At 60.1% G+C, this 12,473-nt stretch carries 12 protein-coding genes; 8 read left to right on the plus strand and 4 right to left on the minus strand.

The window, feature by feature from the left end; translation table 11 throughout:
- The first annotated feature begins 14 nt into the window (after positions 1-14).
- Positions 15-1,052, plus strand: coding sequence for an aminopeptidase (locus ACODSV_RS16700; protein WP_150055621.1), 1,038 nt, complete (start codon positions 15-17; stop codon positions 1,050-1,052).
- Between the two features lie 309 nt (positions 1,053-1,361).
- On the opposite strand, the gene ACODSV_RS16705 is transcribed toward ACODSV_RS16700, so the two are convergent.
- The gene (locus tag ACODSV_RS16705) at positions 1,362-2,021 is read right to left on the minus strand and encodes an HAD family hydrolase (protein ID WP_150055488.1); all 660 of its coding nucleotides are present in this window, start codon (positions 2,019-2,021) and stop codon (positions 1,362-1,364) included.
- Positions 2,018-2,560, minus strand: coding sequence for a gamma carbonic anhydrase family protein (locus ACODSV_RS16710; RefSeq protein WP_150055489.1), 543 nt, complete (start codon positions 2,558-2,560; stop codon positions 2,018-2,020). Before ACODSV_RS16710 ends, ACODSV_RS16705 begins: the two co-directional genes overlap by 4 nt.
- A gap of 101 nt (positions 2,561-2,661) precedes the next feature.
- Here ACODSV_RS16710 and prlC point away from each other — a divergent pair, with 101 nt between their 5' ends.
- Positions 2,662-4,713, plus strand: coding sequence for an oligopeptidase A (gene prlC / locus ACODSV_RS16715; protein WP_150055490.1), 2,052 nt, complete (start codon positions 2,662-2,664; stop codon positions 4,711-4,713).
- Positions 4,710-4,982 carry a YheV family putative zinc ribbon protein gene (locus ACODSV_RS16720; RefSeq protein ID WP_024072598.1) on the plus strand — a complete coding sequence of 91 codons (273 nt, stop codon included), beginning with the start codon at positions 4,710-4,712 and terminating at the stop codon, positions 4,980-4,982. Before prlC ends, ACODSV_RS16720 begins: the two co-directional genes overlap by 4 nt.
- Positions 4,983-5,092: 110 nt before the next feature.
- On the opposite strand, the gene ACODSV_RS16725 is transcribed toward ACODSV_RS16720, so the two are convergent.
- Positions 5,093-5,749, minus strand: coding sequence for a phosphatase domain-containing protein (locus ACODSV_RS16725; RefSeq protein ID WP_024072599.1), 657 nt, complete (start codon positions 5,747-5,749; stop codon positions 5,093-5,095).
- A 274-nt stretch (positions 5,750-6,023) separates the two neighbouring features.
- Here ACODSV_RS16725 and ACODSV_RS16730 point away from each other — a divergent pair, with 274 nt between their 5' ends.
- The 3 genes from ACODSV_RS16730 to ACODSV_RS16740 are packed head-to-tail and all read left to right on the plus strand — an operon-like array spanning position 6,024 to position 9,835.
- Positions 6,024-6,776 carry a gluconate 2-dehydrogenase subunit 3 family protein gene (locus ACODSV_RS16730; protein ID WP_150095261.1) on the plus strand — a complete coding sequence of 251 codons (753 nt, stop codon included), beginning with the start codon at positions 6,024-6,026 and terminating at the stop codon, positions 6,774-6,776.
- Positions 6,777-6,778: 2 nt separating this feature from the next.
- Positions 6,779-8,563 (plus strand): GMC family oxidoreductase, encoded by a 1,785-nt coding sequence (locus ACODSV_RS16735; RefSeq protein ID WP_024072601.1) that lies wholly within the window; start codon positions 6,779-6,781, stop codon positions 8,561-8,563.
- A gap of 12 nt (positions 8,564-8,575) precedes the next feature.
- Positions 8,576-9,835, plus strand: a complete 1,260-nt coding sequence (locus ACODSV_RS16740; RefSeq protein ID WP_150055492.1) for a cytochrome c — start codon at positions 8,576-8,578, stop codon at positions 9,833-9,835.
- A gap of 81 nt (positions 9,836-9,916) precedes the next feature.
- Here the strand turns inward: ACODSV_RS16740 and ACODSV_RS16745 are convergent, their stop codons facing one another.
- Positions 9,917-10,174 carry a hypothetical protein gene (locus ACODSV_RS16745; protein ID WP_024072603.1) on the minus strand — a complete coding sequence of 86 codons (258 nt, stop codon included), beginning with the start codon at positions 10,172-10,174 and terminating at the stop codon, positions 9,917-9,919.
- Positions 10,175-10,396: 222 nt separating this feature from the next.
- On the opposite strand from ACODSV_RS16745, the gene ACODSV_RS16750 reads away from it, so the two are divergent.
- Together ACODSV_RS16750 and ACODSV_RS16755 are read left to right on the plus strand one after the other, a co-directional pair.
- Positions 10,397-11,455: a PA0069 family radical SAM protein gene (locus ACODSV_RS16750; RefSeq protein WP_150055493.1), complete on the plus strand. Its 1,059-nt coding sequence runs from the start codon at positions 10,397-10,399 to the stop codon at positions 11,453-11,455.
- 227 nt (positions 11,456-11,682) lie between these two features.
- Entirely contained in the window at positions 11,683-12,414 is a 732-nt protein-coding gene (locus ACODSV_RS16755; RefSeq protein WP_024072605.1) for a carbonic anhydrase, read from the plus strand.
- The last annotated feature ends 59 nt before the right edge of the window (positions 12,415-12,473 follow it).

A 12,473-nucleotide genomic window follows, 5' to 3' on the forward strand; every position in this document is an offset into this window, starting at 1 on the left:
GGAGCAGTCGGGGCATGGTCAGGCGTTTTCTTCCGGGGTTGTTGGTGGGGCTGCTCAGCGGTTGCTCCAGTGTCAGTTATTACAGCCAGTTGGCGACTGGCCAGTGGCAGTTATTGCAGGCCCGGGAGCCGGTGGCGCAGGTCATTGCTGATCCCTCTCGCCCGCAATCATTGCGCGACCGCCTTGCACAAGCGCAGAAGGCCCGCACCTTCGCCAGCCAGCATCTGCACCTGCCCGACAATCAGAGTTACCGCCTGTACGCCGATATTGGCCGGCCCTATGTCGTGTGGAATGTCTTCGCCACCGAGGAATTTTCCCTCTCCCCCCAGAACCATTGCTTCCCCATTGCAGGCTGCGTGGCCTATCGCGGCTATTACAGCCAGGGCGCGGCACGGGGCGAGGCGGCGTTGCTCAAGCAACAGGGCATGGATGTATCGATCGGAGGGGTCGAGGCCTATTCCACCTTGGGCTGGTTCAATGACCCGATCATGAGTTCAATGATGAATTGGGGGGACGAGCGCCTGGCCACGTTGATCTTTCATGAGCTCGCGCACCAGCGCTTCTATGTGAAGGACGACACCGAATTCAATGAGTCCTTTGCCAACTTCGTCGAGCAGGAAGGCACGCGACAATGGCGCGCCGCCCGTGGCCTGGCGCCTTTGAGCGATGCAGCGCTGCAACAGCGCGATCAGTTTATCCGCCTGATTCTTGATACCCGCAAACGCCTGGAGGCCTTGTACGCACAGCCGTTGTCGGCTGCGTTGATGAGGCGGGCCAAAGCGGCGGAATTTGAGCGCTTGCGCAGTGACTACCAGCGCATGCGCGACAGCCAGTGGGGCGGCGACAAGCGTTATGACGCCTGGATCAACCAACCCATGAACAACGCGCGGTTGTTGCCGTTCGGGCTGTATGACCAATGGGTGCCGGCGTTTGCCGCGTTGTTTCGGCAGGAAGGCGGGGATTGGCTGAAGTTCTATGCGGCGGTGGAGAAGCTGGGCGAGTTGCCGGTGGGGCAGCGCAAGGCTGCGTTGAGGCAGTTGGAAGGGGGTTGATCTGTAAGGCCTCATCGGGGCATAGGTATCTACACAACTTAGGCTCAACGCTGCCCCCCCGGCAGACAGGGCTGTTGTGGCGAGCGGGCTTGCCCCGCGTTGGGCTGCGAAGCAGCCCCACTAAGATCACCGCGCTGTTTCAGATAGACCGCGGACTGAGGTTTTAGGGCTGCTGCGCAGCCCAACGCGGGGCAAGCCCGCTCGCCACAGGGAGAGTTCTCAAGGTCTGAAAGTTGCGTAGATACCCATGCTCATCGGGGGCAAGCCCCCTCCCACATTTGATCGGCGTACTTGCCTCCGATGGCGGTCTCAGGGCCGCTGCAAAAACGCCTGATGCATCTGCGCCAACGTCTCAAAATGCCAGGTCGGCGCCTCAGCATTCAACTCTTCGAAACTACCAAACCCATAACCGACGGCCGCCGAATCCAGCCCATTGCTGCGTGCGCCGATCAGATCATGCTTGCGATCACCGATCATCAGGGTGGTCGCCGGGTCCAGGCCTTCTTCGCTGATCAAATGCGCAATCAACTCGACCTTGTTGGTGCGTGTCCCGTCCAGTTCGCTGCCGTAGATCACTTTGAAGTGCCTGGCAAAATCGAAATGCCGCGCAATTTCGCGAGCAAACACCCACGGTTTGGACGTGGCCACGTACAGTTGGCGTCCCTGGCCGTTCAATTCTTCCAGCAACGGCATAACCCCGTCGAACACCCGGTTTTCATACAGCCCGGTGACCTTGAAGCGCTCACGGTAGAAATTCACCGCCTCCCACGCCTTCGCCTCGTCGAAACCGTAGAACTGCATGAACGCTTGCAGCAACGGCGGGCCGATAAAGTGTTCCAGTTTGGTCAAGTCAGGCTCATCGATCCCCAGTCTGCCGAGGGCGTACTGGATCGAACGGGTGATGCCTTCGCGTGGGTCGGTCAGGGTGCCGTCGAGGTCGAATAAAACGGTCGGATAGTGCAGGTTCACTGGTCGAACCCCTCTGCCAGGTGCAGGTCTTTGAGCTTTACGTAGTTCGCGGCGCTGTAGGTAAAAAAGGCGCGCTCCTTGTCCGTCAGCGGGCGAATTTGCTTGACCGGGCTGCCGACATACAAAAAACCGCTGTCCAGTTTTTTGCCCGGTGGCACCAGGCTGCCAGCGCCGATGATCACATCGTCGTCCACAACGGCGCCGTCCATCACGATGCTGCCCATGCCGATCAGGATACGGCTGCCCACGGTGCAGCCATGCAGCATGACTTTGTGGGCGATGGTCACGTCGTCGCCGATCAGCAGGGGGAAACCCTCCGGGTTGAACGGCCCCGCGTGCGTGATGTGCAGTACGCAACCATCCTGCACGCTGGTGCGCGCACCGATGCGGATGCGGTGCATGTCGCCACGGATCACGGTCAGCGGCCAAACGGAGCTGTCGGTGCCGATTTCGACATCGCCGATCACCACTGCCGAAACGTCGACAAAAGCCCCGGCGCCCAGGGTTGGCGTGTGGTTCTGATAGGTGCGAAGGGTCACGATAGCCTCTCTCTCTTCTGCTGATAGCTGCGGTGGGCGTTGATTGTAATTAAGATGGCCCCATCTTTGTCTTACCCGTTTCTTCAGCCAAGGTGCCAACCGTGAGCGCGAACAACCCTCTTTTGCAGTCCTACGACCTGCCGCCGTTCTCGGCGATCCGTGCCGAGCACGTGCAGCCGGCCATTGAACAGATCCTCGCGGACAACCGTGTTGCCATCGAAGGCATCCTGCAAAGCCAGGGGAAAAATCCGACATGGGCCGGCCTGGTCCTGGCCATGGACGAACTCAACGACCGCCTGGGCGCCGCCTGGAGCCCGGTCAGCCACTTGAATGCCGTATGCAACAGCGCCGAACTGCGTGAAGCCTACGAGGCATGCCTGCCGGCATTGAGTGCCTATTCGACCGAGATGGGCCAGAACCGTGAACTGTTCCAGGCTTATGAAGCGCTGGCCAACAGCCCGGAAGCCGCCGGTTTCGACGTGGCGCAAAAAACTATCCTGGAGCACTCCCTGCGCGATTTCCGCCTCTCGGGTATCGATTTGCCGCCCGAGCAGCAAAAACGTTACGCCGAAGTGCAGAGCAAACTTTCCGAACTGGGCAGCAAATTTTCCAACCAACTGCTGGATGCCACCCAGGCCTGGACCAAACACATCACCGATGAAGCCACGCTCGCCGGCCTGACCGACTCGGCCAAGGCGCAGATGGCCGCCGCTGCCCAGGCCAAAGGCCTCGACGGCTGGTTGATCACCCTGGAGTTCCCCAGCTATTACGCGGTGATGACCTACGCCCAGGACCGCGCCCTGCGTGAAGAAGTCTACGCCGCCTATTGCACCCGGGCGTCGGACCAAGGCCCGAATGCCGGTCAGAACGATAACGGCCCGGTGATGGAACAGATCCTCGACCTGCGCCAGGAACTGGCCAAGCTGCTGGGTTTCGCTTCGTTCTCCGAACTGAGCCTGGCCACCAAGATGGCCGAGTCCAGCGACCAGGTGTTGAGTTTCCTGCGTGACCTGGCCAAGCGCAGCAAACCGTTTGCCGCCCAGGACCTGCAACAGCTCAAGGCCTACGCCGCCGAACAAGGCTGCGCTGACTTGCAAAGCTGGGACAGCGGGTTCTACGGCGAAAAACTGCGTGAGCAACGCTACAGCGTGTCCCAGGAAGCCCTGCGCGCCTACTTCCCGATCGACAAAGTGCTCAGCGGCCTGTTCGCCATCGTGCAGCGCCTGTACGGCATTGAAATCGCCGAACAGAAAGGCTTCGACACCTGGCACCCGGACGTGCGCCTGTTCGAAATCAAGGAGAACGGCCAGCATGTCGGTCGCTTCTTCTTCGACCTGTACGCCCGCGCCAACAAGCGTGGCGGTGCCTGGATGGACGGCGCGCGTGACCGCCGTCGTACCATCGACGGTGTGCTGCAGAGCCCGGTGGCCAACCTGGTGTGCAACTTCACCCCGGCCGACAGCGGCAAGCCGGCCCTGCTGACCCACGATGAAGTGACCACCCTGTTCCACGAATTCGGCCACGGCCTGCATCACCTGCTGACCCGCGTTGAGCACGCCGGCGTTTCCGGCATCAACGGCGTGGCCTGGGATGCGGTGGAGTTGCCGAGCCAGTTCATGGAAAACTGGTGCTGGGAGCCGGAAGGCTTGGCGTTGATCTCCGGCCACTATGAAACCGGTGAGCCGCTGCCCCAGGACCTGCTGGAAAAAATGCTGGCGGCAAAGAACTTCCAGTCCGGCCTGATGATGGTGCGACAGTTGGAGTTCTCGTTGTTCGACTTCGAATTGCATGCGACACATGGCGACGGACGCAGTGTGGCGCAGGTGCTCGAAGGGGTGCGCGACGAGGTCTCGGTGATGCGTCCACCCGCCTACAACCGTTTCCCCAACAGCTTTGCGCACATTTTTGCTGGCGGTTATGCCGCGGGTTACTACAGCTACAAGTGGGCTGAGGTGCTGTCGGCCGACGCCTTCTCCAAGTTCGAAGAAGAAGGCGTGCTCAATGCCGAGACCGGCCGCGCATTCCGCGAAGCCATCCTGGCGCGTGGCGGCTCCCAGGAACCGATGGTGCTGTTCGTCGACTTCCGCGGACGCGCGCCGTCGATTGACGCACTCTTGCGCCACAGCGGCCTGAGTGAGGGCGCGGCAGCATGAGTGACGGGCCTGTGATCACCAAAAAACAATTTATCGCCGGGGCGGTTTGCCCGGCGTGCAGCGAGCCGGACAAGCTCAAGATGTGGACCGAGGACAGCGTCCCGCACCGCGAATGCGTGGCTTGCGGGTATACCGATACGCTGAATGATCAAGGTTTGTCGGTGCCCAAGGAGTTGGGCACGCGGGTCAATACGTCGGCGTTGAAAGCGCCGGATCCGAAGGTGCAGGCGGTACAGTTTTTTCCTAATCCGAAGCTGAAGAAAGACTGACGCACCCACGCAAGCCCCTGTAGGAACGAGCTTGCTCGCGAAAAAACGCGAGGACGCCGCGGGCATTCAGGATACCCGCGGCGTCGTTGAGGCTCTTCGCGAGCTTGCGCCTACAGTTTTTCCTCTGGCTTGCCGGAGGTCGTAATCCAATCCTTCATCGAACACAGGGCAAAGGCACTGGTGCTGCAATCGCCCTTCGCCAAGGCTGTGCGCAACTTGTCGATATCGGCTTTCATCATGTAGCGAATGCCATCCTTGAAGCCGTTGCTGGTACCGAACCCGCCCAGGGTCATTTCGTTCAACGCCTCTTCCTTACTCCATCCCTGAACCACGACGCGATACATCGCCGCCATCAGGCCGGTGCGGTCCGAGCCGTGCTTGCAGTGCATGAGCACCGGGCCATTGGCCTGGGCCTCCTGGATCGCGCGGAGCGCTGCCAGCACGTCGGTGTCATCGACATGGTTGGTGCGATAAGCCAACTGCACCTGCCGGATGCCAGGGGCCTTGAGCCAGCTGGCGTCGGATTCCGGCAGGAAGTTGATCACGGTGCCGATCTTGAGTTTTTCGAGCAGGGGCGCCGCGTTGCTGTCCGGCAGCGCGCTGCGGTAGAGCGTGGGTGTCATCTGGTGCAGGTTGTACTGGTCGCCCACGGGTTGCGCCCACTCCGGCGAACGGATGGACGAGTTTTCATCGGCGTGGGCGTGAGCCGTGGCGAACAAGGCCATGAATGCAAGACCAAGGGCTGGCAGTAATTGTGGCTTGAACATGGGCGACGTGACCGAATGGGGGAAGTAGGTTGATGGCGCCCAGAGTCGATGAACAGGGGTCAACAGGGCGTGAGGCGGCTGTCAAAGAATCGTGAAGCAATGTTCTTTTCTTGATGAACCGATTCTCCTGATCCTTAGCCTGCTATCATTTGTAACTATTGATTGCCGCTGCGTTCTATCTCCTTGGATCGGTTGGATCCAACTTGCTGCCGCTAACTTCAAGCTGCTCCCTAGAAGCGGCTGATAAACCCGTGACCCCATGATGAGGTGCCCCATGTCTGATCAAGATCAAGACAACCCCCGGCGTGACTTCCTGCGCAAATCCTTGACCTTGATCCCGGTGGTCACGGTTGCCAGCACCGGCCTTGGCGGTTCGATGCTGATGGCTACGCCCGAGCCTGCCCAGGCCGCGCCGGCCCAGCCTGCGGCCAGCGGCAAGGCCTATGAGCCGAGCTATTTCACCGCTGAAGAGTGGGCGTTTATCAACGCTGCTGTCGCGCGCCTGATTCCCGCCGATGCACAAGGCCCGGGCGCCCTGGAAGCGGGCGCGCCGGAATACATCGACCGTCAGATGAACACGCCTTACGCCAGCGGCGCACTGTGGTTCATGCAAGGGCCGTTCAACGCCGACGCCGCGCCGGAGATGGGCTGGCAAAGCAAATTGGTGCCCAAAGAGATCTACCGGCTGGGTATTGCCGCCACGGATGCCTGGTCGAAAGCGTTCAACGGGAAGGTTTTTGCCGCGCAAGACAGCGCTACCCAGGACGATATGCTCCACCGTCTGGAAGCCGGCGGCAGCGAAGTGACCGCGCATTTCGACGCGGTACCGCCGAAGATGTTTTTCAACCTGCTGCTGCAAAACACCAAGGAAGGGTTCTTCTGCGACCCGATCCACGGCGGCAACAAGGGCATGGTCGGCTGGACCATGATCGGCTTCCCCGGCGCGCGCGCCGACTTCATGGATTGGGTGGAACGCAACGAGCAATACCCCTTCCCGGCTGTTTCCATTCGCGGCGAGAGGGCATAAACGTGGCGACCATCATGAAGAAAGTGGATGCGGTGATCGTCGGCTTCGGCTGGACCGGCGCGATCATGGCCAAGGAGCTGACGGAAGCTGGCCTGAATGTGGTCGCGCTGGAGCGCGGCCCGATGCAGGACACCTATCCGGATGGCAACTATCCCCAGGTCATCGATGAACTGACCTACAGCGTGCGAAAGAAACTCTTCCAGGACATTTCCAAGGAGACGGTGACGATTCGCCATAGCGTGAACGACATCGCCCTGCCCAACCGCCAATTGGGGGCATTCCTGCCGGGCAATGGCGTGGGCGGTGCCGGCCTGCATTGGTCAGGCGTGCATTTTCGCGTCGACCCTATCGAGTTGCGCATGCGCAGCCATTACGAAGAGCGCTATGGGAAGAACTTCATTCCCAAGGACATGACCATCCAGGACTTCGGCGTCAGCTACGAAGAGCTGGAACCGTTCTTCGACTATGCGGAAAAAGTCTTCGGCACCTCTGGCCAGGCCTGGACCGTCAAAGGCCAGTTGGTCGGCGAAGGCCGTGGCGGCAACCCCTACGCGCCCGACCGCTCCAACCCGTTCCCGCTGGAAGCGCAAAAAAATACCGTGTCGGCCCAACTGTTCCAGAAGGCCGCCACCAGCGTAGGTTATAAACCCTACAACCTGCCGTCAGCCAACACCTCGGGGCCCTACACCAACCCCTATGGCGCACAGATGGGCCCGTGCAACTTCTGCGGTTTTTGCAGTGGCTACGTGTGCTACATGTATTCCAAGGCGTCACCGAACGTGAACATCCTGCCGGCACTGCGCCAGGTGCCTAACTTCGAACTGCGGCCCAACTCCCATGTGCTCAAGGTCAACCTCGACAGCACCAAGAGCAAGGCCACCGGCGTGACCTATATCGACGCCCAGGGCCGGGAATGCGAGCAACCGGCGGACCTGGTGATCCTCGGCGCGTTCCAGTTCCACAACGTGCGCCTGATGCTGTTGTCCGGTATCGGCAAGCCCTACGACCCGGTGACCAACGAAGGCGTGGTGGGTCGCAACTTCGCCTATCAGAACATGGCTACCATCAAGGCGTTCTTCGACAAGGACACCCACACCAACAACTTCATCGGGGCTGGTGGCAATGGCGTGGCCATCGACGACTTCAATGCGGACAACTTCGACCACGGGCCTCATGGCTTTGTCGGGGGCTCGCCGATGTGGGTCAACCAGGCCGGCAGCCGGCCGATCGCCGGCACCTCCAACCCTCCGGGCACTCCGGCCTGGGGCAGCGCCTGGAAACGCGCTACGGCTGATTACTACACCCACCAGGTGTCGATGGACGCCCACGGCGCCCATCAATCCTACCGGGGTAACTACCTGGATCTGGACCCGGTGTACCGCGATGCCTACGGCCTGCCGCTGCTGCGCATGACGTTCGACTGGCAGGAAAACGACATCAAGATGAACCGCTTCATGGTCGAGAAAATGGGCAAGATTGCCGAAGCGATGAACCCCAAGGCCATTGCCGTGTTGGGCAAGAAGGTCGGGGAGCATTTCAATACCGCGTCGTACCAGACCACCCACCTTAACGGTGGCGCGATCATGGGCACCGACCCGAAAACCAGCGCTTTGAACCGCTACCTGCAGTGCTGGGATGTCCACAACGTATTTGTCCCGGGTGCGTCCGCTTTCCCACAAGGCCTGGGTTACAACCCCACAGGCCTGGTGGCAGCGCTGACCTATTGGTCGGCCCGGGCGATCCGCGAGCAGTACCTGAAAAACCCCGGCCCGCTGGTTCAGGCATAAGGAGCGATGACCATGAAAGCACTTGTTATCGCCTCCCTGGCGTTGCTCAGCAGCTGTTCGGTAAGCGCAGCCGAAACCGACCTGATCCAGCAGGGCGAATACCTGGCCCGCGCCGGAGACTGCGTGGCCTGCCACACGGCCAAGGGTGGTAAACCGTTCGCGGGTGGCCTGCCGATGGAGACCCCCATTGGTGTGATCTATTCCACCAACATCACCCCGGACCAGACCGGCCTGGGTGGCTACAGCTTCGAGGACTTCGACAAGGCCGTGCGCCATGGCGTCGCCAAGAGTGGTAGTACGCTTTACCCGGCGATGCCCTACCCGTCTTACGCCCGTGTCAGCGAGAGCGATATGCGGGCGTTGTATGCGTACTTCATGAAAGGCGTGGAGCCCGTCGCGCAGGAGAACAAAGACAGCGATATTCCTTGGCCGCTGAGCATGCGCTGGCCGCTGGCGGCGTGGCGTTGGATGTTCGCGCCTGAGGTGGCGCACGACCAGGCGACGGGTGCTGACCCGGTGATCAGCCGGGGTGCCTATCTGGTGGAAGGGCTTGGCCACTGCGGCGCGTGCCATACGCCGCGTGCCCTGACCATGCAGGAAAAAGCCCTGAGTGCCACTGACGGCAACGCGTTCCTGTCCGGCAGTGCGCCGCTGGAAGGCTGGATCGCCAAGAGCCTGCGCGGCGACCACAAGGACGGCCTCGGCAGCTGGAGCGAGGCGCAACTGGTGCAATTCCTCAAGACTGGCCGCAGTGATCGCAGTGCCGTGTTTGGTGGCATGAGCGATGTGGTCGTCCACAGCATGCAGTACATGTCGCAAGACGACCTGACTGCTATCGCCCGCTATCTCAAGAGCCTGCCCGCGGTCGATCCCAACGACGCACCGCACCAGTACGACAAGCAGGTGGCTGAAGCGCTATGGAAAGGTGATGACAGCAAGCCGGGCGCGTCGGTGTACATAGACAACTGTGCGGCCTGCCACCGTACCGACGGCCATGGTTATACGCGGGTGTTCCCGGCGCTGGCGGGTAACCCGGTGTTGCAGACGGCGGATGCCACGTCGCTGATCAACATTGTGTTGAACGGTGGGACCTTGCCGGCAACGCACACAGCGCCGTCCACCTTCACCATGCCGGCGTTCGCCTGGAGGCTGTCGGACCAGGAAGTGGCGGATGTGGTCAGTTTCGTGCGGGGTAGCTGGGGTAATAAAGGTGTTGCAACAAGTGCTGCGCAAGTTGCGGAGTTGCGTAAAAAACAGGGCGATAAGAACTAAATAGTTTCGGGTGTCGCGCGCCCAACTTATATGGGGTGATTTATATAAGTTGGGCGTTTTCTATTTCTTGGAACGCTTCGTTTAATTTGACTTTCGCTGGCAGGTCTTCGCGAAGGCATTGGCCATAGTCAGGAAAATTGCCTTGTCTTCGTTATCGAAGTCGCCGTCATTGTCCAGGTCCGTTGGGCTGGAGGTCGTGTCGTAATGCCCATCTTTCTTGGATGAAGAGGCATACATAGCGTACGAAAGATCCCCATTGGTAAAACGCTCGAGTAAAATTTCCGGGCTGTTATCTTTCTCAAAGTCTTCACAAGTCAAACGTATTTCGTCCTGAGACATACTTATATCCTTTTGGTATTTATTAAGTTGGGACAGGATCATAAGTGCATGCTGAAAGCTTAATCCATGAACTAAGTGTGGCGATTTGTTACTTGAAAACTCACATGTAATACCTTGCACTTAAAGATGTAAGTAAATTGCCTGGCGACTTCCTGCTCAACGGTGCTGGCGCGAAACACCGGGTTGAAATACTGTATGTAGATACAGTATTGAGGTATGACCATGAATTCCCCCCTACCGCCCCGTGGCCGGGGCACGGCCACCAACCTGCACAACCGCTTTGCGCCCACCGTCAGCGTGGCCGAGGACGACGGTTGGTACCAGGAAGTGCCGCCGACCCAGGGCACCGAAGTGCGCATCGAGACGGCCAAGACCATCATCACCCGCAACAACTCGCCAGACCTGCCGTTCGATCGCTCGATCAACCCGTATCGTGGCTGCGAGCATGGCTGCATCTACTGCTATGCGCGACCCAGCCATGCCTATTGGGACCTGTCGCCAGGGCTGGATTTCGAGACCAAGCTGATTGCCAAGAGCAACGCGGCCGAGGTGCTGGAGCAGCAACTGTCCAAACCGGGTTACGTATGCGCGCCGATCAACCTGGGCTCCAATACCGATCCATACCAACCCATCGAGCGCGAATACAAGATCACCCGGCAAACCCTTGAAGTGCTGCTGCGTTATCGGCATCCGGTGACCATCATCACCAAGGGCTCGCTGATCCTGCGCGATCTTGACCTGCTGACCGAACTGGCCCGGCAGCGGCTGGTGGCGGTGATGATCAGCCTCACCAGCCTGGATGACGAGCTCAAGCGCATCCTGGAGCCGCGCACGGCAGCGCCCAAGGCGCGGTTGCGGGCGATCCGGGTGATGCGCGAGGCCGGTATCCCGGTGGGGGTGTTGTGCTCGCCGATGATCCCGATGATCAATGACAGCGAGCTCGAAAGCCTGTTGGCCGAGGCCCACGCCGCAGGTGCTCAAAGTGCGGCCTACATGATGTTGCGCTTGCCGTTGGAGGTGGCGCCTTTGTTCGAGGAATGGTTGGCGGCGCATTACCCGCAGCGCGCGGCCCATGTGATGAGCCTGGTGCGCCAGGTGCGCGGCGGCGAGGTGTATGACAGCCGGTTCGGCGTGCGCATGCGGGGCGAGGGGCCGTTCGCCGATCTGCTGGCGCAACGTTTTGCCAAGGCGATCAAGCGCCTGGGCCTCAATCGTCGGGAAGGCTTTAATCTCGATTGCACGGCGTTCTGCCCACCGGGCAGACAAATGGTGTTGTTGTAGAATGATAAAGAAGAATGCACTCTTCCTGTAGGAATAGTCGCGTTTTGACATCACTGAAACCCGCGATCTAGAGCGGTTCATTCAGTTTGAGTTAAGTTTTGGCGGTTACCTTGTTCAGCGAGTGACTGATGAGTCGGCGCCTATCATTGTGGGATTTTTCAACTAATCCACTGAACGCGCGTCGAACTGACCTGACAACTCCCCTGCATTAATCAAGAGGATGAATCATGAGTGACAAGGATAAACAGCCGTTGGCTGCGTCGGCTTCAGCCCCTCAGGTGGCGGAATCCGCCGATGCAGCGCTAAAGCATATCGTTGACGGCTTTTTGCATTTCCATCACGACGTCTTCCCCCAGCAGGAAGAACTCTTCAAGAAACTCGCCACGGCCCAGAGCCCACGGGCGATGTTCATTACCTGCGCCGACTCGCGCATCGTGCCCGAGCTGATCACCCAAAGCTCCCCCGGCGACCTGTTCGTGACCCGTAACGTCGGCAACGTGGTGCCACCCTACGGGCAGATGAACGGCGGCGTTTCCACCGCCATCGAGTACGCGGTGCTTGCCCTGGGCGTGCAGCACATCATCGTATGCGGGCACTCCGACTGTGGCGCGATGCGCGCGGTGCTCAACCCCCAGAGCCTGGAGAAGATGCCGACGGTCAAGGCCTGGCTGCGTCATGCCGAGGTCGCCAAGGCCATGGTCCACGACAACTGCGACTGCGCCAATGAAGGCGAGAGCATGAAAGTGCTGACCGAAGAAAACGTCATCGCCCAGTTGCAACATTTGCGTACTCATCCTTCCGTGGCTTCGCGCATGGCCAATGGTCATTTGTTTATCCATGGCTGGATCTACGACATCGAGACCAGCGAAATCCGGGCCTACGATGCGGAACAGTCGGCATTCCGACCCTTGAACGGCACCGAGCCGATTCCATCCGCGACGCCTAAAGCGCGCTTCTAACACACTTCCCTGCCGGGTAAAGCGGTGGCTGCCATGGATGCAGCCAGGCTTTGCCGCGC

Source organism: Pseudomonas sp. FG86 (assembly GCF_057808775.1).

Bases quoted from the DNA above. Each gene is read 5' to 3' on its own strand.
- ACODSV_RS16700 (WP_150055621.1), top strand. From the start codon at position 15: ATGGTCAGGCGTTTTCTTCCGGGGTTGTTGGTGGGGCTGCTCAGCGGT.
- ACODSV_RS16720 (WP_024072598.1), top strand. From the start codon at position 4,710: ATGAGTGACGGGCCTGTGATCACCAAAAAACAATTTATCGCCGGGGCG.
- ACODSV_RS16725 (WP_024072599.1), bottom strand. From the start codon at position 5,749: ATGTTCAAGCCACAATTACTGCCAGCCCTTGGTCTTGCATTCATGGCC.
- ACODSV_RS16730 (WP_150095261.1), top strand. From the start codon at position 6,024: ATGTCTGATCAAGATCAAGACAACCCCCGGCGTGACTTCCTGCGCAAA.
- ACODSV_RS16740 (WP_150055492.1), top strand. From the start codon at position 8,576: ATGAAAGCACTTGTTATCGCCTCCCTGGCGTTGCTCAGCAGCTGTTCG.
- ACODSV_RS16745 (WP_024072603.1), bottom strand. From the start codon at position 10,174: ATGTCTCAGGACGAAATACGTTTGACTTGTGAAGACTTTGAGAAAGAT.
- ACODSV_RS16750 (WP_150055493.1), top strand. From the start codon at position 10,397: ATGAATTCCCCCCTACCGCCCCGTGGCCGGGGCACGGCCACCAACCTG.
- ACODSV_RS16755 (WP_024072605.1), top strand. From the start codon at position 11,683: ATGAGTGACAAGGATAAACAGCCGTTGGCTGCGTCGGCTTCAGCCCCT.